We start from the raw sequence: 25483 nt of genomic DNA, 5'->3' as shown, positions 1-25483 counted from the left end.
TGAAGCTGGCGAAGATACAGCAATTGCAGAAAAAAATCAAGTTATATTCTGTTTGCCATCGATTTAATTAGGGAAGATAGATAATATTTACTATGTAAAGGGAGAATTTTATGATCGAATTTCAGAATGTGTCAAAAATCTATCCAGATGGCACCCAAGCCATAAAAAATTTGAATCTAACTGCCAAAAACGGTGAATTCATCACTTTGATAGGACCCAGCGGGTGTGGGAAGACAACCACGATGAAAATGATCAACCGGCTGATTGAGCCCACTGAAGGCACTATCAAAATCAACGGCCGAAATATCCTGGATTATAATGTCCATGAACTCCGTTGGAATATTGGCTATGTATTACAAGAGATTGCCTTATTTCCACACATGACCGTAGCAGAAAATATTACAGTCGTCCCAGAAATGAGAAAATGGAAAAAGAGCAAAATGAACGACAGAATTAATGAATTAATGGAAATGGTTGGTCTTGATCCGGATCAGTATCGAAACAGGAAACCCGCCGAGCTTTCAGGCGGCCAGCAGCAACGGATCGGTGTAATCAGGGCATTGGCTGCAGATCCGGATATCATCCTGATGGATGAACCGTTCAGTGCATTGGATCCTATTACAAGAGAACAACTGCAACAAGATGTTCGCAAGCTTCATAAAGAAATTAAGAAAACGATCGTTTTTGTCACACATGATATTGATGAAGCGATGGCCCTTGGCGACAAGGTCTGTTTGATGAAAGAAGGGGAAATCGTTCAAGCCGACAAACCGCAAAATCTAATTTTACATCCAAACAACGATTTTGTTAAGGAATTTATCGGCGAGAAAAAATCTCCATGGCAGACGGCTGTCGATGTAATTATGGATGACACGTTTTCCAAAACGATCTCCTATTTGCAGTACCAGAGAACAAATTTCAATCCGCGTACACTCTATATCATCACTGGAGAGAACATGGAATACGAAGGAACTTACATAAATGGTGAAAAGCTTGAGCATCCAGAGTTGCCGAATGACATTCCCTTAATCAAAGCAACAAAATTATTTCGTGAATATGAAACGAATATTTTACCAGTAGTGAAAGACAATCAAGTTATCGGTACGCTTTCGTACGAAGATATCGTTCATTTCTTGGAAAGTAAAACTAAGGTGGAAAACGGGGTGGTCCACCAATGAATGAATTTATCAATGTATTTCAAAGTAGAAGTGATATGTTATTGGAAAAGATTTGGGAACACTTGCAAATTTCGGTAATCTCTCTCTTGATTGCGATACTGATCGCCGTTCCGTTAGGACTGTTGTTGACAAGGTATAAGGGAGTAGCTGAACCAATCATCGGCATTTCAGCAATAATGCAGACCATCCCGAGCTTGGCTGTGCTTGCCTTTTTAATCCCTTTTTTGGGTATCGGAAAGCAGCCGGCGATCGTGGCTTTGATTGCTTATGCACTCTTGCCGATATTGCGGAATACATACACCGGCATCAAGGAAGTGGATCCAGCTCTGAAGGAAGCGGCAACAGGTATGGGGATGAATTCTTTCCGAAGACTTTCGAAGATTGAGCTACCGCTGGCCATGCCCGTTATCATGGCTGGTATAAGGACATCGATGGTACTGATCGTGGGGACAACGACTATTGCCGCTTTGATAGGAGCAGGCGGGCTGGGTGAGTTGATTCTCCTGGGTATAGACCGTGGTGGAGACCTCAATCTTATCTTGCTTGGTGCGATTCCCGCAGCGTTGCTGGCAATTTTGCTGGATGTAATACTCCGTTTTTTTGAACGGACTTCGGCAAAATCCGGGTTTAAATCTTTGGTAATTATGTTGATTATTTCGTTACTGGTTGTCATAACTCCCCTGTTTGTGAACACTTCCTCACAACAAGAAGATATTGTTATTGGCGGAAAGTTAAATGCCGAGCCGACTATCTTGATCAATATGTACAAATTATTGATCGAAGATGGAACAGATTTGAATGTCGAACTGGAACCAGGTCTTGGGAAAACTGCCTTTGTATTCAGCGCATTGAAGCAAGGGAGCATCGATATATATCCAGAATTTACAGGTACTGCGATTGTGACTCATTTGGAAGAACAAGCTGAAAGCACCGATCCCGCAGAAGTCTATCAACAGGCAAAACAGGGAATGATGGAACGCTACAATATGGCTTATCTGGAACCGATGCAATTCAACAACACTTACGCACTGGCTACGACCGAGCAGTTTGCAGAGGAAAACGGCCTTGAGACCATAAGCGATTTAGAAGGGATTGCAGATGAAATGACTGCAGGATTCACACTTGAATTCAATGACAGAGAAGATGGATATGTCGGTATTCAGGACGTTTACGGAATTGAATTCGGAGACGTCCGGACGATGGAGCCAGGGATTAGACAGGAAGCGATAGAATCTGGGCAAGTCGATATTATTGATGCCTACTCTACTTCCAGTTACATGGTGGAATTGAATTTGACCACTCTTGAAGATGATCAAAACCTATTCCCGCCGTACCAGGGTGCACCTTTATTAAGACAAGAAACGCTTGAGAAGCATCCGGAACTAGAAGAGATATTGAACCAATTGTCAGGAAAGATTACAGATGAACAAATGAGGGAAATGAATTATCAAGTTGATTATGAAGGCAGAAGCCATGAAGAAGTAGCCAGAGAATTTCTTGAAAATGAAGGGTTATTAAATTAAAGAATCAAAAAGAGAGGGGAAATTCATATGCCTTTTCAAAATCCTGCACAACAAGAAATAAAGAGTATCCTGGAGAATGCGAAAACCATTGCAGTAGTGGGGTTATCAGACAATCCCGCAAGAACTTCCTACCATGTATCCAAAGCCATGCAAAACAGCGGTTACCGGATAATCCCTGTTAATCCTGAAATCTCCGAGAGTCTCGGAGAGAAAGCGTACGGCTCACTTGATCTTGTCAATGAACCTATCGATATTATCAATGTATTCCGGAGGTCGGAATATTTGCCGGATTTGGCTGAACAGGCCGTGAAGACAAACGCGAGAGTATTCTGGGCGCAGCAAGGTGTTTATAACCAGGAAGCTTACGACTATTTGATTGATCATGAGTTTACTGTAATAATGGATATGTGCATAAAAGTGGCACATTCCTTGGTGAAATAAAGGATTGACCCTGCTCAGGCAGGGTTTTTTTCATGGTTATCGGCAGCCCTTAACCAAAATTAGAGTTTGCGATTCTCAAGAAAACCGCTAAAATAAGGAAAGCAGCATTTTCCCCGATTCTTTACAGAAGCAAACATTTGTTCTAATATATATGGAGAATATGAAAGGAGCCGGTGTTCGATTGGTTAAACAAACAACACAATACTCAGATGACTCTATCCAAGTCTTAGAAGGACTGGAAGCAGTAAGAAAACGCCCAGGAATGTATATTGGAAGTACGGATTCCCGAGGACTTCACCACCTTGTTTATGAAATAGTCGATAATTCGGTGGATGAGGTGCTTGCTGGTTATGGAGAGCTCATCAGAGTTGTCATACATAAAGACAACAGTATTTCAGTCGAAGATAAAGGTCGCGGCATGCCGACTGGAATGCACAAAACAGGTAAGCCCACACCAGAAGTTATTTTCACTGTATTGCACGCAGGTGGTAAATTTGGACAGGGTGGTTATAAAACGAGCGGGGGACTACATGGCGTCGGTGCTTCCGTAGTAAATGCATTGTCGGAATGGCTGGAAGTGACCATTTACAGGGATGGCCATGTCTATTACCAACGCTTTGAAAATGGCGGTACACCGGTAACATCCCTTGAGAACAAGGGAACAACGAGAAAAACCGGTACCACTATTCATTTCAAACCTGATCCAACCATTTTCACATCGACCAATTACCAGTTTGAAATGCTGTCTGAACGGCTGAGAGAGGCGGCTTTTCTACTGAAAGGATTGAAAATTGAGCTGTCCGACCAACGGGATGGAAAGGAAGAGTCCTATCAGTATCCGGATGGGTTGGAATCATTTGTCGCTTATCTAAACGAAGAAAAGGATACCCTCCATCCTGTAGTATCTTTCGAAGGAGAACAGCAGGAGATTGAAATTGATTTTGCTTTTCAATTTAATGATGGGTATGCTGAAAGTATGTTGTCTTTCGTCAACAATGTAAGGACAAAAGACGGTGGAACCCATGAATCGGGTGCAAGGACTGCTATAACCAGGGTCTTTAATGAATATGCTAGGAAAACGAATATATTAAAAGAAAAGGATAAAAACCTGGAGGGGAACGATATCAGGGAAGGTTTCACTGCCATCGTCTCCGTACGAATTCCTGAAGAAAAACTTCAATTCGAAGGGCAGACGAAAGGTAAGCTCGGAACGTCGGAGGCACGGTCAGCCGTCGATGCAGTGGTGTCTGAGAAGTTATCGTATTTTCTCGAAGAAAATCCCGACATTTCCAGCATGCTGGTAAAAAAAGCAGTACGAGCTAAAGAAGCACGGGAGGCAGCCAGAAAAGCCAGAGAGGAAGCGAGAACAGGCAAGAAAAAGAAACGGAAAGATACCTTGCTCAGTGGAAAGTTGACTCCCGCACAATCAAAAAATGCTGCCAAGAATGAGCTTTATCTCGTAGAGGGCGATTCTGCAGGTGGTTCTGCAAAACAGGGCAGGGACAGAAAATTCCAGGCTATCCTCCCTTTACGTGGCAAAGTAATCAATACGGAGAAAGCTAAATTAGCCGATGTATTTAAAAATGAGGAAATATCCACGATCATCCATACGATCGGGGCCGGTGTCGGAGGAGACTTCAATCTTGAAGACGCCCAGTACGACAAGGTAGTGATCATGACGGACGCTGACACAGATGGAGCGCATATTCAAGTATTGCTGTTGACTTTTTTCTACCGCTACATGCGGCCGCTGATAGAAGCGGGGAAAATCTATATTGCCCTACCCCCGCTATACAAAATATCCAAAGGGAAAGGCAAAAAAGAAACAATTCGTTATGCCTGGAACGACGAAGAAATGAAGGCAGCGATTAAAGAATTGAAAAACGGTTATATCCTCCAAAGATATAAAGGTTTAGGGGAGATGAATGCGGATCAATTATGGGAAACTACCATGAATCCCGAAAGCCGTACATTAATCCGTGTGACTATCGACGATCTGGCAAGAGCAGAACGAAGAGTGACTACCCTTATGGGAGATAAAGTGGAACCTCGCCGTAAATGGATTGAATCCCATGTGGAGTTCGGCTTGGAAGAAGAGACAAACATACTGGAAAATGAAAACATTCACACCTAAAGGGGGGGAACTTTTTTGTCTCAAGTTGAAAAATATTTAGATCTGCCGCTGGAAGAAGTTATCGGCGACAGATTTGGCAGATATAGTAAATATATTATTCAGGATCGGGCATTACCGGATGCACGTGATGGCTTGAAACCTGTACAAAGAAGAATTCTCTATGCTATGCACGAAGAGCGGAATACGCATGACAAACCGTTCAGGAAATCAGCAAAAACCGTTGGTACGGTTATCGGAAACTATCATCCCCATGGTGATTCTTCGGTTTATGAAGCAATGGTCCGTCTTAGCCAGGAGTGGAAAGTAAGGAATATCCTGGTGGAAATGCATGGGAATAATGGAAGCGTGGACGGAGATCCACCGGCTGCCATGCGTTATACGGAAGCGAGGCTGTCAAGCATTGCTTCCGAATTAATTCGGGACATCGAAAAAGAGACGGTCGAATTCGTACCGAATTTCGATGATACGATAGACGAACCGGTCGTTCTTCCGGCCAAATTCCCTAATTTACTCGTAAATGGTTCGACCGGTATTTCTGCGGGTTATGCAACCGAGATTCCTCCACATAACCTACAGGAAGTTGTGGATGCAGTTATAATGAAAATCGATAATCCGTCGGTGACAGTCGATGAGCTAATGGAAGTAATCAAAGGGCCCGATTTCCCTACGGGCGGGATTATTCAAGGTGTTGACGGCCTCAAAAAGGCTTATGAAACTGGCAAAGGAAAAGTTGTCGTTCGCGGAAGGGCACAGGTAGAACAACTAAGGGGAAACAAGCAGCAGATTGTCATTGATGAAATTCCTTTTGAAGTGAATAAGGCAAATCTAGTGAAGCGGATGGACGAGCTCCGGATAGACAGGAAAGTAGAAGGGATCACTGAAGTTAGGGACGAAACCGATCGAACCGGTTTGCGGGTCGTCATCGAGTTGAAAAAGGATTCAGACAGCGACGGAATCCTGAATTACTTGTACAAAAATACAGATCTCCAGATCACTTATCATTTCAATATGGTCGCAATTCAGGATAAAACCCCGCAATTGATGAACTTAAATTCTATATTGGACTCTTATATTTCCCATCAAAAAGAGGTTGTTACAAAGCAATCACAGTTTGATTTACGAAAAGCCAAAGAGCGATCCCATATAGTGGAGGGTCTTATCAAAGCCATTTCCATTCTCGATGAACTGATTACAACGATAAGAGCCTCAAAAGACAAACAGGATGCCAAAGCGCGGATTAAGGAATTCTACGGTTTTACAGAAGAACAGGCTGAAGCTATCGTTAATTTACAACTCTATCGCTTGACCAATACAGATATTACATCATTGGAAAAAGAAGCAGACGAGTTGAACAAAAAGATAAACAAGCTTGAAGAAATCTTGAATAATGAGAAAAAGCTGTTTAAAGTGATCAAAGATGATCTTAAGCAACTGAGAAAGAAATATGCAGATTCTCGAAAGACTATCATCGAAAAAGAAATAGAAGAGTTGAAAATAAATCTTGAAGTGATGGTGGCAAGCGAGGACGTCTTGGTCTCTGTCACGAAAGATGGGTATATAAAAAGGACAAGTCTTCGCTCTTATGCTGCATCCAACGGTGAAGACCTAGCCATTAAAGATGAAGACTATCTCATTGCCTTAGAGGAGATTAATACTACTGATAAAATTCTTCTGTTTACCAACAAAGGAAGATATCTGTTCCTGCCTGTCCATGAATTGCCTGATATCAGATGGAAAGATATTGGTCAACATGTCTCCAATCTTGTGTCAATTGACAGAGAGGAAAAGGTCATTGAAGCAATTCCGATAAGAGAGTTTACAGAGGAAAAATACTTAGTCTTTTTCACAAAAAACGGGATGGTAAAAAGAAGCGAGCTTAAACTCTACGAGGCTCAGCGTTATTCGAAAGCATTGGTCGCCATTAACCTGAAAGGAGATGACTTGGTCAGGAATGTATATTTAACCTCCGGAGAGTCTGATCTTTTTATTACTTCCAACAAAGGATACGGTTTATGGTTCCACGAAACAGAGGTATCACCGGTCGGGCAACGTGCAGCTGGTGTAAAAGGGATCCAATTGAAAGATGATGAAACTGTTGTCAGCGGCCATGCTTTTGAGGATACGTCTAACCCTGATTTGGTCCTTCTTACGCATAGGGGGGCATGTAAGCGGATGAGATTGTCTGAATTCGAAAAGTCTTCCCGTGCTAAGCGGGGATTGGTCATGTTGCGGGAATTAAAGAGGAAGCCGCACAGAGTTGCAGGTTTTACTACTATAACCGAAAAGGAAACGTTATGGTTTAAAACGGATTCAGGTGTAGTCCAATCGATTGAGCCTTCAGGACTTACCAAAAGTGACAGATACAGTAATGGTTCCTATGTTATTGATACAGAAGAACAGGGAGAAATAATTGACGTTTGGCGTGAAGCTTCTTATCAAAGACCGTTTGAAGATACTGAACAAGATATTTAGAGTAATACAGGGCCTTGCAGTCATAGCAAGGCCCTGTATTATGAAAATTAGTTTACCATAATTTTATTATGAGTATTAAGAGACAAAACACACAATTTTATGAACAGTATTCGGATTAATAAAAGTTCGAGAAGAAAACAAGCAATATAATTTCAAACAATTACAAAAAATGCTATGGTTGTTTACGAATGTAATAGATAAAAGGGGTTAATTTATATGGATAATCGTATGTTTCGGGATGCCATGGGGAAGTTTGCAACAGGGATCACAATCGTTTCCGCAGAGTATAAAGACCAGATACACGGTATGACGGTCAATGCATTCATGTCTGTTTCGCTCGATCCTAAATTAATCGCTGTTTCGATTGATGAGAAAGCATCCATGTATCGGGAGCTGCAGGAAATCAATGGCTTTGGAGTAAGTGTGCTCTCGGATAATCAACAGGATGTATCGATGGTTTATGCGAAACAAAAGGAAAAAGACAGGGAGATCCTTTTTGAAAGGCTGAACGGGGTGCCTGTAGTCCAAGGATCATTGGTGAAATTGGCTTGTGAAATCCATGAAACCGCTAAAGCTGGAGACCACATGATTTTTATTGCGGAAGTAAAAGATGTTCAGTTGAATGATGGCGAGCCAATCGTATATTATGGTGGAAAATATCGTAATCTTGAACAAACTTGAATAAAAGGTTTATTTCATCCTAGAGGGGAGGCACTGCCTTCCCTTGTTGTTTTTGATCTATAAATACCAGGGTATGCTAAAACAGAAATAAACTTTCTGTTTTTTATTTTGAAAGAGAATCAATAGATAGAGGGCATCGATATGAAACAAATAGCATCACGTTTTTTAGAATTCAGGGGGACACATTACGAGTTTGGCTACCGACAAGGACAAGAATTGAAGGGTACTATCTTGTATGAAAATCACTTGAAATGGAATAAGCCTCGGAGAAGGCCAAGATATATAGTAAATCAATTAGAGGCAAAACAACTTATACGGTCGTTGTCACCCTTGATTTGGGAAGAATTAGAAGGAATAGCTGACGGGCTGAAAGTGCCCATAGAACAAGTGGTCAAAAATTATAGTGGATACCAACAAGAATGGATAAAGTCGGGCTGCTCTATTCTTACTGGTAAAGATTATTATGTGCGAAATTATGATTACCACCCCAAGACTTATGAAGGGCGATTTGTCATTTTTCAGCCGAAGCGGGCTTATGCCACGATAGGGCCGACCCAAAGGATAACCGGCAGAACTGATGGAATGAATGAGGAAGGACTTGTAATAGGTTATAATTTTGTAAACAGAAGAAATCCCGGCGATGGATTTATTTGTAACATGATTTCAAGGATGATTTTGGAAAATTGTAAAACCAATGAAGAAGCTATCGAGTTGATAAAAGAAATTCCTCACCGCCATTCGTTCAATTATGTTCTTTATGACAAAGGCGGGAACTCTCACGTCGTCGAGGGTACACCTCGTGCTGTGGAAATCAGAGAAGGACCAATTAGTACGAATCATTTTGATATACTTCGACATGAGAACCGTCACCATTTGGGTGATTCATTCAGAAGGAAAAAACTTTTGGAAGAAAATATTTCGAAACTGAGCAGCTGCTATGAAGCATTTCGATTCTTCAATGACCGAGACCGTGGTATTTTTTCCGAAAAATATACGAACTGGGCCGGAACTCTCCATACGACTGCCTATATCCCGAAAGATTTGTCGGTTTGGTATGCTGTGGGCGGTGACAGGGAACCGTTCATCTTTTCATTCAAAGAGTGGCTTAAAGGCAAGGATTCGAGAATCAAAAAATTGCGGGGATATTTAAACACAGAAGAGGCAATGCCGTTTATGGATCGAAGTTGACGAATCCGGGTAGCGCTTAAACGGCAAAGAAAGTATAATAATAATTCAGACAGCTTAACAAAAGGGGATTCTGCCTTGATATGAGTACTGTTATAACAGATAAGTTCCAATTGAAAACATTAGCAGTGGTTTATGATTACTTAAAGCAAAGAGACGCGGATATATATGCGGGAAAAATATTGGATTTATGGGAAAAAAGGAACAACGAACAATTGAATATCAGTTTTGCCGGCCATTTTTCAGCCGGAAAGTCCACGATGATCAATAAATTAATGGGGGAAACACTTCTTCCAGAGAGTCCGATTCCTACAAGTGCGAATGTGGTGAAAATCAGTTCCGGACCTGGACACGCACGTATATTCTTTAAAAAAGGAGCTCCGGTTCAATATACCGAGCCCTACGACTTGGACAAAATCAAGTCATATTGTAAAGATGGCGATGCTATTATCAAGGTGGAAATTGATAAGCCGACAAACTTCCTGCCAGATAACGTATCGATCATGGACACGCCAGGAATCGATTCCTCCAAAGATGCAGACAGAGTGGTGACAGAGTCAGCTTTACATTTAGTAGATATACTTTATTATGTAATGGATTATAATCATGTCCAATCAGAAGTGAACTTGGCTTTTCTTAGGGAGATGTGCCGACAAGGTAAGCATCTTAATATTGTGATAAACCAGATTGACAAGCACAATGAGAAAGAATTGAGCTTCACTTCTTTTCAAGAGGCAACTTTCCAAGTGTTTCGCGACTGGGACATAACGCCCAATAATGTTTATTTCACTTCTTTATTTCAGCCTGATCATCTATATAATCAGTTTACTGATCTGCAAAAGGATATATCCCGATTGATGAATGAAAAGCAACTCTTCGTCAATCAAACTGTCGGAAATTCTGCAGAAGTTGTATTGAATGAATATTTAGATGCCTTTTCCGATCAACTACTGCTAGAAAAACAAGAGATAACTTCAACAATGACTGAGACTGACACAGATAGCTACAATGAAGATACATGGGATGAAGCCAAGGCGGAAATAGAACGGTTGGAAAACTTTTTAACGGCTGCAGAATCTGAAGCAGTCAACAGTATTGACTATACTTTGAAAAATGCTTATTTGATGCCGTCTGAATTACGGGAATCAGCCCGCTTGTTTTTGGAATCTAGACAAGACAAGTTCAAGCCGGGTTTTTTTTCGACTAAGAAAAAAATTGAAGAAGAAAGAACTTCCAGGCTAAAAATGTTTCATAGTAGTTTGATGAAAACGATCGAAGTGAATATACAATGGAAACTTAGGGATAAGTTATTGGAATTTGCTAAAAATCATTCTCTGAATGATCCTTCCTTACTAAATTTAATCCATGATTTGAAAGTGGAAATACTTCCGGAAGAACTAATATCACTTGTTAAACCAGGTGCTGGGATGACAGGACAGTATTTGCTTGTTTACACCGAAGATCTATCAAACCATATTAAGAAGGTTTATAAACAAGAAGCCTTAAATGTTTTAAATGAATTACTCGTTCATTTAGAAGAAAATATCAACCATAAATTGGAAGAAATTAAATCAAAATTTGCAGAGCTTGAACAAACAAGGGAGAAGAAAGAACAAATCCAGCAGTTAGACCTGTATCTTCAGGAAGAAAAGAATGAACTTTCCATATTGATTCATAGTACCGATACAATGAAAAAATTAGATAATGATCCAGGCGGAGCCCTGAAAAAAAGAGAGGAAGAACTACGATTCATTTCTTCAGAAGAATTCGAATTGGCTGACAGGCCGCAGGAGGATGAAACGGATATCGGGAAGGTAAAGGAAGTACAAGATAAACATCGCAATGGGTTATCGATTGACCATACGATAGAGATGATTACAGATTCCCTTAAAATAACCGATGGCATATCCGGGTTGAAAACAATCAAGGAAGAGCTGAAGAGTAAGAGAAACAGGTTGTCAGACACCCACTTTACTGTTGCATTGTTTGGAGCTTTCAGTGCCGGCAAGTCATCTTTTGCAAACGCTTTGATGGGGGCGGAGGTACTGCCGGTCTCTCCAAATCCGACAACTGCATCTATCAATAAGATCAGCCCTCCTACAGTGGAACATGAGCACGGCACTGTCAAAGTCCAAATGAAAAAAGAGGACGATTTATTGCATGACATCGGTTTGATAACGGAACGTGCAATAGCTTCAGAATCCTTGTCAGAAATCGTCTCATGGCTAAAAGAAGACTTTTTAAAAAATAATCAGGTCGTCGCAAATAAACACAGGAATTATCTGCATGCAGTTGTGGATGGATTCACGCATGCCGAACCTCTTATGGGGCAGGAAATACTTATTGATTTCCATGAGTTTTCCGATTATGCCGCTAATGAAAGTATTGCTTGTTATGTGGAGTGGATGGAACTATATTATGATTGTCCGCTCACACGTCAAGGAATAACCTTGGTCGACACGCCAGGCGCTGATTCCATAAATTCCCGACATACTGACGTTTCATTTGAATATATCAAGCAAGCCGATGCCATCTTGTTTGTTACGTATTATAACCATGCTTTCTCAAAGGCTGACCGAGATTTTCTCATACAACTTGGACGTGTGAAAGATGCCTTCAGCTTGGATAAGATGTTCTTCCTTATTAATGCAGCTGATTTAGCCAAGAATGATGAAGAAGTGAAGTTGGTTTCCGATTATGTTTCAGAGCAACTTTTGTCATTTGGTATTAGATCGCCAAAATTGTTCCCTGTTTCCAGTCTTGTAGGGATGGAAGAAAAGCTGGCTGGACGGAAAGATGATAAATCAGGCCTGTTTGCTTTTGAAGCTTCATTCTATGATTTTATCAATAAAGACCTCACTGACATAATGATACATTCTTCCATCAAGACAATGACCAGGTTGAATCATCTGTTGGCAAGTTATATAGAATCGGCTGCAATGGACAAAGAACGAAAAAAGGAAAAAAAGGATCATCTAGAAACAGAGCAACAGGCTGCTCAAAATATGACGCTTGAAATAGAAACAGCTGGCTATGAGCAAGAGATAATGGAAAAAATCGAAAAGCAGCTTTTCTATGTCAAAGAGCGGATGGGAATCCAATTTAATGATCGTTTTAAGGAGCATTTTAATCCAGCTACTGTTGGAGGAAGCGGCCAAGAGGCAAAACAGCAAATAACGGTCGCACTGAAAAAACTAATCCAAGATATCGGAATGGAGTTAAGCCAGGAACTCCGTGCAGTGGCATTGAGAATAGGCTTTTTCCTGGATGATAAAGTAAATGAATTAAACAAAGAGATAAGTGAGGGATGCCTGTCACTTCAAGCCGACTTGATCATGCCGGAACCTGATAGTCTGGACATTCCTATTCCAGAAATTCATGCCGGACCGCAGATGTCCGAACTAGTGGATTTCCATGGCATTTACCGCTATTACAGAGGGCAAAAATCTTTTTTCGAGAAGAATGAGAAAGAAATCATGAAAGAAAGAATATACGAGATTCTATCACCATGGATGGATAAAGATTTGGAAGCACATAAGCAAAGTTTCCAGAATCATTATGGACATCACTGGCTAAGATCGTCTGAGGAAATAAAAACTTCAGCAATCGCAACCATTGATGAATACTACGAAGGTATATTGCACACCCTCACCGAATCGATCGATATGGAACAAATGCGTTCTGCTAAAACAAGTTTGGAAAATGTGTTAAAAGAAGTCCTCTGAATTTGGGGATAAAAGGAAGTTTAACAGGACGGGAAATTGTCAATATAAACTATATACGTTGGTAATACATTTTATTTATCCAGCTTAGATGAATGTTAAAACGGTTCGAGGAGGCAAAGAATGGCAGAAGAAAATAAAAAAGTAGACAAAGAACAAAGCAAAAACTTATCTGAGCAAAACTATGATGAGTCGAAAGACAAAAAGAACCAATCAGAAGTGGAAAAAGGTATCGATGACACCCATAAAAATGTAGAAGATACGTTAATGGATGGAACTATCGACCGTGAAGACGATAATAAAGAAGATAAGTAATGGAATAAAGCACCTGCCGGAAATGGCGGGTGCTTTTCTATGAAACAAGCTAACGTTGTGGACATGAATACTCTAAATAAGGAAGTGAATCGAAGCCCCTGGTCAAATGGTCTGATTTATGGCTGTCAGAACCAGGAACCAGCGGAATACCCAAGTTGGATGCTTTGTTTATCCAATCTAATGGGGGATAGCTTGCTTGGCAATGCTCTTTGAAAAGACCTGCACTGTTGACGTCAAGCTGATAGTTTCTTGATTTTATCATATCGAGAATGATAGTTATTTCGTGATTGTAACTTTGAACAGGCGGGTACTTGCGGGAAAATTTTTCGATAAGCGTAACATGCCCCATCCTGGTAGGTTTATTTTTTCCGAGATCTGAAGCTATCGCCTGTTTTAATGTTTGATAGTATTTTTCATATACGGCATCCACAGAACCGAATATCGAAGAGATCTTACCGAACTCATCCGCGCTGTAGTCCAGGCATACATAATTGTCATCAGGCGTTTTCAGCATGTGCACAGAGAGAATGGCATCTTCGATTACAGCTCCGTAATCATTCAGAAAGCGGGTAGTTTCCCGTTCATGGCCCTCGATATAGTCCACTTCGAGACCGATATTGATGTTGATTTCCTTTTTGTATTGTTCTTTCAACTGATATCCTTTTTTAAGATATGCTTCGAATACTTCAAAAGTCATACTGCTGTCATTCCCGGGTGCCGGGTCCTGGAAAGATTCCGGGAGCGGTGCATGCTCTGTGAAAGACAGGCAATTCAACCCTTTTTTTATTGCTTTTTCTATATATTCCTCCATGAGGTCCTCGGTTCCATGGGGACAAAAGTTAGTATGTACATGAAAGTCTCCTGAATGGTTCATAATTCTCCGCCTTTCCTTTTTATTTAGGCAGTTAAGTAGTAAACTCGTATTAATAGTTTAAATATTTACAAATTTAAAAGCAAGTGTGTTGACGACTAAATGTAATTTGTGTAAAATCTGAAACAAGACGTTACTTTACCGTAGTAGAGTGGTAGAGTGTTAAAGATAAAATGACAGATTACAACTACAGGGAAGTGAGTGACTCGCAATGTTTTTACCAGCAGGAAGTCAGGATGAAACAGGGCAGCAAATACATAATCGATTCCATGCATTTGAGAAATTCCGAACGCTGACATGGAAAAGAAACTATAAATCCATCTCTACTCCAGTAGTAGAGTATGCCGGGACATTTACGAACGAATATGCAGGTATGAAACTTCAAAATATGTTGAAATGGTTCAACGGAGAGGGAGAAATAGAAGTGCTCCGTCCTGACTGGACGACAGCCATCGCCAGGGCACTTGTCAATCAAACAAGGTCCCAGCTTAAATGGTGTTATCAAGGTTCTGTGTTCCGCAGCGATAAAACAGGCATGGAAAGCAGGCAGGCAGGCATTGAAATCGTACATTGCCCCAAATTCCTTGGTGAAAGCGAATGTCTGTTGACAGCCGTCCAATACCTCTCAGACCTCAACATTTCGGACTACTTGATTGAATTGGGACATACGGGAATATTCGAGGAACTGACAAATCCTTTACAGTTAACAAGTCAACAGTCTGAGCAGCTGCGTCAAGCAATGCACGATAAGCAGCGGGATGTCGTTTACGACTTGGCAGCAAAGCATGGAACCGAAGAATCGGCAGAAGAGTTGACTGCTTTGATCGATGCATATGGTTCGAAGGAAGTAATCGAGAAGTATGAGGGTGTGTGGAAAGATAACGATCGTTTACTATCTATCCTTGATCATATCAAACGTTTGGTCGGTTTGCTGGAGGATTCAGGCATTGAAGGAGTATTGGTAGATTTAGGCAGAGTTAAAAATTTGCCTTACTATTGTGGGACCATGTTTAGAGGTTACTTAAAAGTTAACGGGGCTATCTGCTTTTCTGGGGGAAGATACGATAAATTGTATGAACAATTTGAAAAGCGGATTTCAGCTGTCGGACTTGCTTTTGATGTGGACGTACTGTCTGAGCAGCTGCCATACTTCGAACAAGAAAGCAAGATTTGTATCGTGGCAGATGAAGAAACACACGCCTATGCAGAAAAGCTCAGGAATTCTTATCAAGAGGACATAGTGGATATCCTCTATGAAGTACCGTCCACTGATAAATACCATAAAATCGTAAAAGTTATAAAAAACAACAATGAATACAAGGTGGTGGAAGAATGAAACCATGCATTGCATTGACAAAGGGCCGTTTGGAAAAACAATTTTTGGAGTTTTTCCAAGCATTGAATTATAATGTAGAGCCATTAATCAATAAAGGAAGAAAGCTAAGGGTAGATACGGAAGACTTTCAGTTTGTCTTTGCAAAAGGCGTTGATGTTACTACGTATGTGGAACATGGAATCGCCGACCTTGGTATCGTAGGCGAAGATGTACTCACCGAGTTCCAGCCGGATGTCTTTAATTTGCTGCCTTTGCCGTTCGGAAAGTGCAGGATGGCACTGGCCACCGAGCAAGGGAAACAGTGGCCTGAGAGGAAGCGGAAAATAGCCAGCAAATATCCCAACATCACGAAAGAATATTTCCGGTTGAAAGGTGAATCTGTCGATATCGTTAAATTGGAAGGTTCCGTAGAGCTAGCCCCCATATTGGGGCTGGCTGACGGCATTGTTGATATCGTGGAGACAGGAACGACTTTGAAGGAGAATGGTTTGATCGTCAAAGAAGAATTCCATCAATATAGTGCAAGGTGCATTGCCAACAGAGCATCGCTAAAAGTGAAAAGAGAGCTGTTGGCCCCTGTCATAGACGCTTTTCAGAAAGGATTGGTCGTTAAATGATTCCTTTTTACAGTCCAAGCCGGTTCAAAGAGACATTCTTGTCAAAGAAAAATGGGACCCAATTGAGTCGAGATGTTTTACAAACCGCGCAAGAAGTGATTGATGATATCCGTCAAAATGGAGACAAAAGTTTGCGAAAGTATGTGGAGAAATTCGATGGGTATATACCGAAAAATTGGGAAGTGACACGAGAAGAACGGGATAAAGCATGGCAGGAGGTTCCGCAGCAAGTTATAGAATCCTTGCAGGCTGCTGCCGAAAATATCCGGAAATTCCACAGCAAACAGTTACAGAATTCCCGGTTCATGGATATGACGGATGAGGTCGTTTCCGGCCAGTTATACAGACCGTTAGAACGGACCGGAATTTATGTTCCAGGAGGGACGGCAAGTTATCCTTCCACTGTTTTGATGAATGCTATACCAGCTGTCCTGGCAGGTGTGGAGGAAGTGATCATGGTCACCCCGGCCAGGGAGAGCGAGCATATATCACCTGTTTTTTCTGTTGCTGCAGATATCGCCGGTGTTGACAGGATCTTTAAAATCGGAGGCATACAGGCGATTGCGGCATTAGCTTATGGCACGGAAACAATTCCGGATGTAGACAAAATTGTCGGTCCCGGTAATGCGTATGTAGCTGCAGCTAAGTCTTTAGTATTCGGAGATGTTGGGATAGATATGATAGCCGGTCCTTCTGAAGTGGCCATTTTGGCAGATGAAAGTGCCGACCCGGCTTTTGTAGCAGCAGATTTAATCGCACAAGCAGAACATGATGTTCAAGCCAGGGCTTTTTTGTTTACAACTTCCAAACAACTAGCAGAAAAAGCGAACGAAGAGGTCGCTAGGCAGTGTTCGGATTTGCCGAGGCGTAATATAGCCGAGGCATCCCTCAAGAAGATGGGAGCCATAGTATTCACGGAAAATATCGATGAGGCATTCCACCTAGTTAACCAACTGGCCCCGGAGCATTTGGAGATACAATTGGATAATCCCCTTCAGCAGCTATCCAAGGTTAAAAATGCCGGCTCTGTCTTTCTCGGTAATTATACACCCGAAGCACTTGGAGATTATTACGCAGGCCCCAACCATGTTTTGCCGACTTCCGGGACGGCAAGATTCTCTTCCGGATTGTCTGTTGATGATTTCATCAAGAAAACGACTTTTTTGTATTACTCCGAACAAGCACTGGAAGAAGCGGCCGGCCATGTTGTCAATATTGCAGCAGTCGAAAAACTCGAGGGACATGGAAGAGCTGTCAAACAAAGAATCAAAAACTATCAAAATAGATAAGAGGTGGATGGAATGAGGTCAGCCAGTAAACAAAGAAAAACGAACGAGACGGCAATAGAGGTAACCTGTCAACTGGATCAGCCGGACCAAGTGTCTATTCATACAGGTGTCGGCTTTTTTGATCACATGCTGGAACTGATGGCGCGCCACGGACGAATCGGCCTCCAGGTTAAAGCGGAGGGAGACCTCCATATAGACAGCCATCATACGGTGGAGGATGTCGGAATTGTGCTGGGACAAGTATTGAAAGAATCTCTCGGCGATAAAAAAGGCATCAACAGATATGGACATGCCTACGTACCAATGGATGAGTCACTTGGATTTGCGGCAGTAGATATTAGTGGTCGTCCATTCCTGGTGTTCGACGCGACTTTCTCCAATCAGAAACTCGGTAACTTTGATACAGAACTTGTAAAGGAATTTCTACAGGCATTTGCTTTCCAGGCAGGACTGACGCTTCATATTAAGGTCCACTATGGAGATAACACCCACCATAAAATAGAGGCCATTTTTAAAGCTTTGGGCAGGTCGCTGTCAGAGGCGATAGCTGTCAACCCGGATATTACCGGTGTCAATTCAACAAAGGGGTTAATTGAATGATTGCGATAGTGGATTACGGTATGGGGAATGTGGCAAGCGTTTCAACAGCATTTAAAAGATTGGGATATGAAGTTTTGATAACAGACAACAAGGAAGAGCTTGAGTCCGCTTCTCACATCATACTTCCAGGTGTAGGATCTTTTCAGGCTGCCATGGAAGAAATAGAGTCAAGGGGGTTGAAGCAAACACTCCAAGGTCTGTCTGAGCAGAAACCGTTTTTAGGTATTTGTCTTGGTATGCAGCTTTTATTTAGCAAAGGTTACGAAGGCGGGGATACGGAAGGTCTTGATATCATTCCTGGAACCGTGGAAAAAATAGAGACTGACTACCTTCTTCCGCATATTGGCTGGAATGCTCTGGAGATAAATGGAGATATACATACTTTTAAAGAGTTTGAAGGCAAGCATGTGTACTTTGTACATACATTTGCAGCCAGGACAGATGAGAAATATTTGGCTGCAACATCCGAATATGGAGCAGAAATACCCGCTATCGTAAAGAAAGGCAATGTGTACGGTATTCAATTCCATCCGGAAAAGAGTGGAGAAATAGGGGTCGAAATTATAAAGACCTTTTTACAGGAGGAACAGAAATGAGAATCATCCCGGCAATCGATTTAATCGATGGAAAATGTGTACGACTATATCAAGGAGATTTCAGTAAAACAACCCAGGTTGGAAGCGAACCAGAAGCACAACTGGCAGAGTTCATCGGGGATGGAGCGGAAATCATTCATATTGTAGATTTAGATGGGGCCCGCCATGGTGAAGCGAGACAATATGAGTTAATTGAACGTCTTTGCAAGCAGTCCAGTGTTCCAATTCAAGTAGGGGGCGGTATCCGATCTATGGTAACCGTCAAGAAATTGATTGATGCAGGAGCAAGCAGGCTCGTGCTCGGAACAGCCGCATTGGAGGATGAAACATTTTTGCAAGAGGCTTTGAATTCATATGCCGACAACATCGTCATCGGTATCGATGCAAAGAACGGCAAAGTGGCTACAAGAGGCTGGGAAACGGTCTCGGAAGTTAACTATATTGATTTTGCCAGGAAAATGGAAGAAAAAGGAGCGAAAACAATCGTCTTCACCGATATCTCGAGAGATGGGACGATGTCCGGTCCTAACTTGGAAGCGTTAAAAGAATTGTCTCAGGCCGTATCTTGTAAAATCGTGGCTTCAGGCGGAATCAAAGATAACAACAATTTACAGCAGTTGGAAGAAATCGGTATAGAAGAAGCAATCGTGGGTAAGGCGATTTACGATGGAAAAGTGACACTGGGGGGATTTCAAGGTGATCGTTAAGAGAATCATCCCCTGTCTTGATGTAAAGGAAGGAAAAGTAGTCAAGGGAACGAATTTCGTTTCCCTTCGAGAACTGGGGGATCCTGTCAAAATGGCATCCGACTATTCAAAGAATGGAGCAGATGAAATTATTTTTCTGGATATTTCCGCAACGAATGAAGGAAGGCAGACGATGATAGATATCGTTAGAGAAACTGCAGAAACGGTTTTTGTTCCATTCACTGTAGGAGGCGGGGTCCGGACAATCGATGATGTCACAAGGCTGCTTCAAGCAGGTGCTGATAAAGTGGGAATGAATTCTGCTGCTGTGGTAAATCCTCAGTTGATCACAGATGCCGCTGCACGTTTTGGTTCGCAATGTGTGGTAGTTGCGGTCGATGCAAAGCGTTTTGATGATGGTTGGCATGTCATGACACATGGTGGAAGTAAGGATACGGGAATAGATGCACTGGAGTGGGTGAAAATGGCCGAACAGAAAGGTGCAGGAGAAATATTGCTTACCAGTGTCGACACTGATGGGGTTAAAGATGGGTTTGATATCGGATTGACTAAAGCTGTCGTGGAATCGGTCAAAATCCCTGTAATTGCCTCTGGGGGTTGCGGGAAACCTGAGCATTTCTCTGAAGTATTTGAGCAAACAGATGTATCGGCAGCTTTGGCAGCATCTATTTTTCATGAAGATACCTTTTCAATAAAAGAAGTCAAACGAAGCTGTTTAGTCCAGGGGGTGAATGTACGTGAAGATGGACTTTTCTAAAGGATTGGTTCCTGCAGTAGTGGTCAATGATCAGACAGAACAAGTATTGATGGTCGCCTATATGAATGAAGAAGCGTATCAAAAAACGATTGAGACAAAGCAGACTTGGTTTTATTCTCGTTCCCGGAAAGAGTTGTGGCATAAGGGAGCAACATCCGGTAATGTTCAGACAGTGAAATCGATGAAAGCAGATTGTGACGGAGATACATTGCTTATACGGGTGGCACCAGCGGGTCCTGCTTGCCATACAGGAAAAGAAACTTGCTTTTTCTATGATGTAGCCGAGGATGGAGAATTAAGGGAAACAGAGTATTCATCCAACGACAAGTTGAATATATTTGAAGCGTTGATGGATGAGGTGGAAGCCCGAAAAACGACCAGACTGGAAAATTCCTATACAAATTACCTTTTTGACAAAGGTATCGACAAAATCGGGAAGAAAGTGATTGAGGAAGCGGGTGAAGTGGTCATCGCGGCCAAAAATCAGGATAAACAGGAAATCGTCAATGAAATCAGCGATTTGATTTATCATAGTTTTGTGCTGATGGCGGATCAGGATGTTGCCCTCAAGGAAGTGATGAACGAATTGAACAAACGTACGGCAAGAAAAGGTAACAGCAAAGGGGACCGTCCCGTAATCGAAAAATGGTAATCATGGACAGGTGTTGAAGGAAGTAACTTCGGCGCCTGTTCTATTTGTGCGTTCTGCAACCTCCTGTTAAAGTTATTTGCTTTATTTGATTCTCTCATAATTTTAGGGGAAAGCTCTAAGTGAAGGGAATGATGAAGCATTCATCTTTTGTGATTCTTTCCCATTAAGTATAATGTCTTAATAGACGACATATACAAAGGAGTTTGGATTATGCAGCTGAGCGTGCTCGATCAGGCGCCGATATCAAGAGGCAGTTCACCAGAAGAAACATTGCAAAACACGATAAAATTAGCACAGATAACGGAAAAACTGGGATATAAAAGGTATTGGGTTGCGGAGCACCATAATACCAGTGGTTTGGCGAGTACTTCTCCGGAAATTCTGATTGGCCAGATCGCAGCCAGAACAAACAAGATAAGAGTAGGTTCAGGAGGGGTCCTTTTGCCCCAATACAGCCCATTGAAAGTAGCGGAAAATTTCAAGATGCTCGAAGGCTTCCATCCAAATAGGATTGATTTGGGTTTGGGCAGGTCTCCGGGCGGGTCCCAGGCAACAAGATTGGCTTTGACAGATGGATTAAAGAAAAGCCTCAGTTCTTTTCCCAGACAAGTTTCGGAAGTTCAAGGATTTCTTCATCATTCGTTTCCTGAAGACCATCCGTATCGCATGGTCAAAGCCGGCCCGAAGGTAAAAAGCCAGCCTGAAATGTGGGTATTGGGGTTGTCTGAAAGAGGGGCGAAAAATGCCGCCAATCTCGGAATAGGATTTACTTACGGTCATTTTATCAATCCCGACAACGGAGAAGAAGCCTTATCTACTTACAGGGAAAGGTTCCGGCCATCCCTCGACTCTTCCAAACCAAAGACAAATGTTTGCATCTTTGTCATATGCGCTGATACAGACAGGGAAGCAGAAGAATTGGCGTTAAGCCAGGACAGATGGTTGCTTAATGTTGAAAAAGGAAGAGATACAAAAGTGCCGTCCATAGAGGAGGCGAAAAGCAAACAGTATAATGATGAAGAATTGGAAAAAATAAAGAAAAACAGAAAGCGTGCTGTTATCGGGAGCCCGGACACAGTCAAATCAAAATTATTGGAGCTTAGTAGACGGTATAACAATGAAGAGTTTATGGTGATTACAAACATTTACGATTTTGAAGCCAAAATTCACTCGTATCGGTTACTGGCTCAAGCATTTCATTTAAAGTAAGGTTATTATAAATATATTATGTAAACAACACTTATTATCAAAAGCTATCCCCATGCAGAGGATAGCTTTTGATTTCATTTTCATTGCCAATTTTCCTGGATAAATTCATCCCTGCCGGATTGAGCTCTATCTTGCTCATACTCCTGCTTGTTTTTTTTATAGAAGTCCTGGTGGTATTCTTCAGCAGGATAAAAGATTTGCGCAGGGAGGATTTCCGTTACAACCGGCTTTGAGAATCTATTGCTTCGTATTAAAGCCTGTTTGGATTCTTCCGCAAGGAGTCTTTGCTCTTCTGTATGATAAAATACCGCCGCCCGGTACTGGCTTCCCCGGTCCTGGAATTGCCCTCCATCGTCAGTAGGGTCCACTTGCGGCCAGAAAATGTCCAAAAGTTTCTGGTATGAGAAAACAGCCGGATCGTATGTGATTTGTACTGCTTCATAATGGCCTGTCGTCCCTGTTTTCACTTGTTCATAGGAGGGGTTTTCAACGTGACCGCCCGTATAACCGGAAACTACTTTTTCTATGCCGTCAAATTGATCAAACGGTTTTACCATGCACCAAAAGCAGCCACCTGCAAATGTAGCGTATTCCAATTTTTTATTCAATGTGGTTTCCACCCTCTGTCTCTCTGTTTAGAATGTAAATATACCAGAGAAAAAACAACCTTTCAATCTAATTGTTTAAATATGGAGAAGAGAATAATGTTGTTTTATGATAAAATCAATTATGTAATTTTAATAAGCAAAATAGATAGTGAGGTAAGCAAATGGACAATAAACACAATATTTTACTGGTAGATGGCATGGCTCTCTTATTCAGAGGATTTTATGCCACTTCTTTTTCCGGGAATTATATGGTAAATAGTAAAGGCACGCCTACAAACGGCATCTTCGGATTTTTGAGATACTTTCTTAATGCAATGGAAACTTTCACACCAAGCCATGTGATTTGTTGTTGGGACATGGGCAGCAAAACTTTCAGAAACGACCTTTATCCGGATTATAAAGGGAACAGGGGTGAACCGCCCGTGGAACTCATCCCGCAATTCGATTTGATAAAGGAAGTCATGGAAGCTTTCGGTGTCCCTAATGTAGGATACGCCGGATATGAAGCGGACGATTGTATCGGCACGCTTGCCAGGTCTTACAGCATAGACCACAATGTGACCATATTGACCGGAGACCAGGATATCCTTCAACTGGTGGATACTCATATTTCTGTAGCCATCATGAAGAAAGGACAAGGAAACTATGCAGTATATAAAGGTGATAATTTCTTTGAAGAAAAAGGAATAACACCTTATCAGATGATTGAATTGAAAGGTTTGATGGGGGATACTTCTGACAACTATCCTGGTGTTAAAGGGATAGGTGAAAAAACAGCTCTCAAACTCCTTACAGAACATGGATCCATTGAAGCAATCCTTAAAAATATTGATAAACTGTCTAATGGCATCAGACGGAAGATAGAAGAAAATCTTGAAATGCTGCATCTATCACGACAGCTGGCTGAAATCCATTGCGAAGTACCAATACAATGTGAGCTCGAGTCAGCTATATGGAAAATGGACAGTCAGGTTGTTAAAGAGAAATTCGAGGAATTGGAATTAAGAGGTTTCTCTAAATTGATTTCTAAAGTGGAACAGCAAGTTTCCTGATTGTCTTTCTTCAAAATAAAAGGAGAGATTGTATGAAAACGCCGGAAGTGAGGGGTTCCGTAGTCGATCATCAAACTCGATGTGTCCATTACTTTTCCGACAGGGATATCATTGCAATCAAATTTGCCTGCTGTGGAGCATACTATCCTTGCTACAAGTGCCATCAAGACAATGCCGGACATCCGGTAAGGCTTTGGGAAAGGCATCAGTTCAACAAGAAAGCAATACTATGCGGTTGTTGTCAAAAAGAATTATCGATTTCTTCTTATTTAAATACAGATAATTGCCCTAACTGTCATGCAGCATTCAATCCTGGCTGCCGTAATCATCACCATCTTTATTTCAATATTTAAACGTGTTGGGGATAATCTTATTCCCTAATGACATGATAAGAAATGGAGAAAATGGAGGTGTATTGGATGGCGAAACAGGAAAAGAGACGTGACAGAGGACGGGCCGCAAACGGTGTGAACCCACAAGGTTTAACGGAAGATACAGCAGACCAAAGTCCGAGGTCGCAATTAGAACAGCGCGCGAAAAAAAGCAACACGAAAAGATAAAAAACAGCCCCAATCCGGGGCTGTTTTTTATCTTATTACTGAAACTGCTGAAGCATGGAAAAGAAGTCTTTCACAAACTGATAAAATACTCTTTCTGAAGGGGCAAGATTCCGATTGGAAGGCTTGATAATACCTACCGTTCTTCTTAAATGCGGAGTATTGATGACTAGCTTTTTTGTGAATCGCGGTGTTGACTCGGAAAACACACTCTCAGGCAACAATGTCACTCCGATACCTGCCGAAACGAGTCCCTTAATCGCATCAAGGTCTTCCCCCTCGGAAGAAATCCTGGGTGTGAATCCTGCCTGTCTGCATCCATCCATTGCGATTTTCCTCAGGATGAATCCATCCGGGAACAGAACAAAGTCTTCATTTCTTAAGTCGCGAAGATGGATGCTGTCCCGCTCTGCCAGCTGATGTGTCTCTGGAAGCAAAGCAGAAATATTTTCTGTAAATAAAATGTTTCCATCGATTTCCGGGTCGTTCGATAAGACCGGGCCTAAAAAAGCTAAATCCAATTCCCGGTTTTTTACTGCTTCTACCAAGAAGTTGTAAGATCCTTGTCTTAATTGAAAGGCGATATTGGGGTATTTCTTCTTGAATTCCGAAATGACTGTGGGAAGCAAATGACTGGCAAGACTAGTCGGAAAACCAATTTTAATTGTTCCCCGCTCTGGATCCAGATACTCATCTATTTGTTTTTTCGCATGATCGATGGCTTTCATTGCTGTCCTGGTATGTTTTAAAAAGACTTTTCCTATTTGGGTAAGTTTGACGTTCCTTCCTTCCCGTTCAAACAACTCAACACCCAATTCCCCTTCGAGATTGGCGATTTGCCGGCTGATTGCAGATTGTGCAACATGAAGATTGGCGGCCGCTTCGGAAACATGTTCCCTTTCTGCAACCTCCATAAAATATCTTAATTGTCTGAGTTCCATCCCGGTTCCTCCTTATCAATCTCAATATGAGATGGTTTTA

24 protein-coding genes are annotated in these 25483 nt (G+C 41.8%); 21 read left to right on the top strand and 3 right to left on the bottom strand.

The genetic code is table 11. The features are described 5' to 3' along the window. Nucleotides 1-110: 110 nt before the first annotated feature. The 9 genes from CZ434_RS03690 (at nt 111) to CZ434_RS03650 (ending at nt 13651) form a co-directional block, all read left to right on the top strand. Nucleotides 111-1178 carry an ABC transporter ATP-binding protein gene (locus CZ434_RS03690; RefSeq protein WP_077621860.1) on the top strand — a complete coding sequence of 356 codons (1068 nt, stop codon included), beginning with the start codon at nt 111-113 and terminating at the stop codon, nt 1176-1178. Further along, nucleotides 1175-2701, top strand: a complete 1527-nt coding sequence (locus tag CZ434_RS03685) for an ABC transporter permease/substrate-binding protein (RefSeq protein WP_077621859.1) — start codon at nt 1175-1177, stop codon at nt 2699-2701. Before CZ434_RS03690 ends, CZ434_RS03685 begins: the two co-directional genes overlap by 4 nt. 27 nt (nt 2702-2728) lie before the next feature. Further along, nucleotides 2729-3142 carry a CoA-binding protein gene (locus tag CZ434_RS03680; protein ID WP_077621858.1) on the top strand — a complete coding sequence of 138 codons (414 nt, stop codon included), beginning with the start codon at nt 2729-2731 and terminating at the stop codon, nt 3140-3142. Between the two features lie 160 nt (nt 3143-3302). Next, nucleotides 3303-5276 (top strand): DNA topoisomerase IV subunit B, encoded by a 1974-nt coding sequence (gene parE / locus CZ434_RS03675; protein ID WP_077621857.1) that lies wholly within the window; start codon nt 3303-3305, stop codon nt 5274-5276. 15 nt (nt 5277-5291) lie between these two features. Beyond that, nucleotides 5292-7748, top strand: a complete 2457-nt coding sequence (gene parC / locus CZ434_RS03670; RefSeq protein ID WP_077621856.1) for a DNA topoisomerase IV subunit A — start codon at nt 5292-5294, stop codon at nt 7746-7748. 216 nt (nt 7749-7964) lie between these two features. Beyond that, nucleotides 7965-8429 (top strand): flavin reductase family protein, encoded by a 465-nt coding sequence (locus CZ434_RS03665; RefSeq protein WP_077621855.1) that lies wholly within the window; start codon nt 7965-7967, stop codon nt 8427-8429. Between the two features lie 141 nt (nt 8430-8570). Then, on the top strand, nt 8571-9617 hold the full coding sequence (locus tag CZ434_RS03660) for a C45 family autoproteolytic acyltransferase/hydrolase (RefSeq protein WP_077621854.1): 1047 nt from the start codon (nt 8571-8573) through the stop codon (nt 9615-9617). An 80-nt stretch (nt 9618-9697) separates the two neighbouring features. Further along, nucleotides 9698-13339 carry a dynamin family protein gene (locus CZ434_RS03655; RefSeq protein ID WP_077621853.1) on the top strand — a complete coding sequence of 1214 codons (3642 nt, stop codon included), beginning with the start codon at nt 9698-9700 and terminating at the stop codon, nt 13337-13339. A gap of 120 nt (nt 13340-13459) precedes the next feature. Beyond that, nucleotides 13460-13651 (top strand): DUF4025 domain-containing protein, encoded by a 192-nt coding sequence (locus CZ434_RS03650; protein WP_077621852.1) that lies wholly within the window; start codon nt 13460-13462, stop codon nt 13649-13651. Between the two features lie 49 nt (nt 13652-13700). Here CZ434_RS03650 and hisJ read toward each other — a convergent pair whose 3' ends face one another. After that, nucleotides 13701-14525 carry a histidinol-phosphatase HisJ gene (hisJ, locus tag CZ434_RS03645; RefSeq protein WP_077621851.1) on the bottom strand — a complete coding sequence of 275 codons (825 nt, stop codon included), beginning with the start codon at nt 14523-14525 and terminating at the stop codon, nt 13701-13703. Between the two features lie 208 nt (nt 14526-14733). On the opposite strand from hisJ, the gene CZ434_RS03640 reads away from it, so the two are divergent. The 9 genes from CZ434_RS03640 to CZ434_RS03600 all read left to right on the top strand — a co-directional run bounded on the left by CZ434_RS03640 (nt 14734) and on the right by CZ434_RS03600 (nt 22285). Continuing rightward, nucleotides 14734-15858 carry an ATP phosphoribosyltransferase regulatory subunit gene (locus tag CZ434_RS03640; protein ID WP_077621850.1) on the top strand — a complete coding sequence of 375 codons (1125 nt, stop codon included), beginning with the start codon at nt 14734-14736 and terminating at the stop codon, nt 15856-15858. Further along, entirely contained in the window at nt 15855-16475 is a 621-nt protein-coding gene (gene hisG, locus CZ434_RS03635; protein WP_077621849.1) for an ATP phosphoribosyltransferase, read from the top strand. Before CZ434_RS03640 ends, hisG begins: the two co-directional genes overlap by 4 nt. Then, nucleotides 16472-17764, top strand: a complete 1293-nt coding sequence (gene hisD, locus CZ434_RS03630) for a histidinol dehydrogenase (protein ID WP_077621848.1) — start codon at nt 16472-16474, stop codon at nt 17762-17764. The genes hisG and hisD overlap by 4 nt, the downstream gene beginning before the upstream one ends. A 12-nt stretch (nt 17765-17776) precedes the next feature. Continuing rightward, a complete protein-coding gene (hisB, locus tag CZ434_RS03625) occupies nt 17777-18364 on the top strand; it encodes an imidazoleglycerol-phosphate dehydratase HisB (protein WP_077621847.1) in 588 nt (195 codons plus the stop codon). Next, a complete protein-coding gene (gene hisH / locus CZ434_RS03620) occupies nt 18361-18960 on the top strand; it encodes an imidazole glycerol phosphate synthase subunit HisH (protein ID WP_077621846.1) in 600 nt (199 codons plus the stop codon). The genes hisB and hisH overlap by 4 nt, the downstream gene beginning before the upstream one ends. Beyond that, the gene (hisA, locus tag CZ434_RS03615) at nt 18957-19667 is read left to right on the top strand and encodes a 1-(5-phosphoribosyl)-5-[(5-phosphoribosylamino)methylideneamino]imidazole-4-carboxamide isomerase (protein WP_077621845.1); all 711 of its coding nucleotides are present in this window, start codon (nt 18957-18959) and stop codon (nt 19665-19667) included. Before hisH ends, hisA begins: the two co-directional genes overlap by 4 nt. Beyond that, entirely contained in the window at nt 19657-20424 is a 768-nt protein-coding gene (gene hisF / locus CZ434_RS03610; protein ID WP_077621844.1) for an imidazole glycerol phosphate synthase subunit HisF, read from the top strand. The genes hisA and hisF overlap by 11 nt, the downstream gene beginning before the upstream one ends. Further along, the gene (gene hisIE / locus CZ434_RS03605; protein WP_077621843.1) at nt 20405-21076 is read left to right on the top strand and encodes a bifunctional phosphoribosyl-AMP cyclohydrolase/phosphoribosyl-ATP diphosphatase HisIE; all 672 of its coding nucleotides are present in this window, start codon (nt 20405-20407) and stop codon (nt 21074-21076) included. The genes hisF and hisIE overlap by 20 nt, the downstream gene beginning before the upstream one ends. A 207-nt stretch (nt 21077-21283) precedes the next feature. Continuing rightward, nucleotides 21284-22285 (top strand): LLM class flavin-dependent oxidoreductase, encoded by a 1002-nt coding sequence (locus tag CZ434_RS03600; RefSeq protein ID WP_281252296.1) that lies wholly within the window; start codon nt 21284-21286, stop codon nt 22283-22285. An 80-nt stretch (nt 22286-22365) separates the two neighbouring features. On the opposite strand, the gene msrA is transcribed toward CZ434_RS03600, so the two are convergent. Beyond that, nucleotides 22366-22893, bottom strand: a complete 528-nt coding sequence (gene msrA / locus CZ434_RS03595; protein WP_077621841.1) for a peptide-methionine (S)-S-oxide reductase MsrA — start codon at nt 22891-22893, stop codon at nt 22366-22368. 161 nt (nt 22894-23054) lie between these two features. On the opposite strand from msrA, the gene CZ434_RS03590 reads away from it, so the two are divergent. From CZ434_RS03590 to sspL, 3 genes are all read left to right on the top strand, one after another. Beyond that, complete coding sequence (locus CZ434_RS03590; protein ID WP_077621840.1) at nt 23055-23945, top strand: 5'-3' exonuclease; 891 nt, start codon at nt 23055-23057, stop codon at nt 23943-23945. Between the two features lie 32 nt (nt 23946-23977). Continuing rightward, nucleotides 23978-24298, top strand: a complete 321-nt coding sequence (locus CZ434_RS03585; protein ID WP_077621839.1) for a CHY zinc finger protein — start codon at nt 23978-23980, stop codon at nt 24296-24298. Between the two features lie 66 nt (nt 24299-24364). After that, nucleotides 24365-24505 (top strand): small, acid-soluble spore protein L, encoded by a 141-nt coding sequence (gene sspL, locus CZ434_RS03580; RefSeq protein ID WP_077621838.1) that lies wholly within the window; start codon nt 24365-24367, stop codon nt 24503-24505. Between the two features lie 35 nt (nt 24506-24540). Here the strand turns inward: sspL and gltC are convergent, their stop codons facing one another. After that, a complete protein-coding gene (gene gltC / locus CZ434_RS03575; RefSeq protein WP_077621837.1) occupies nt 24541-25443 on the bottom strand; it encodes a glutamate biosynthesis transcriptional regulator GltC in 903 nt (300 codons plus the stop codon). Nucleotides 25444-25483: the final 40 nt, after the last annotated feature.

It is taken from the genome of Sediminibacillus massiliensis (assembly GCF_900156915.1).
GTDB classification, from domain to species: Bacteria; Bacillota; Bacilli; order Bacillales; family Amphibacillaceae; genus Sediminibacillus_A; species Sediminibacillus_A massiliensis.
The sequence above is the reverse complement of the archived record's forward strand: the minus strand, read 5'-3'. Positions and strand labels throughout refer to the sequence as shown.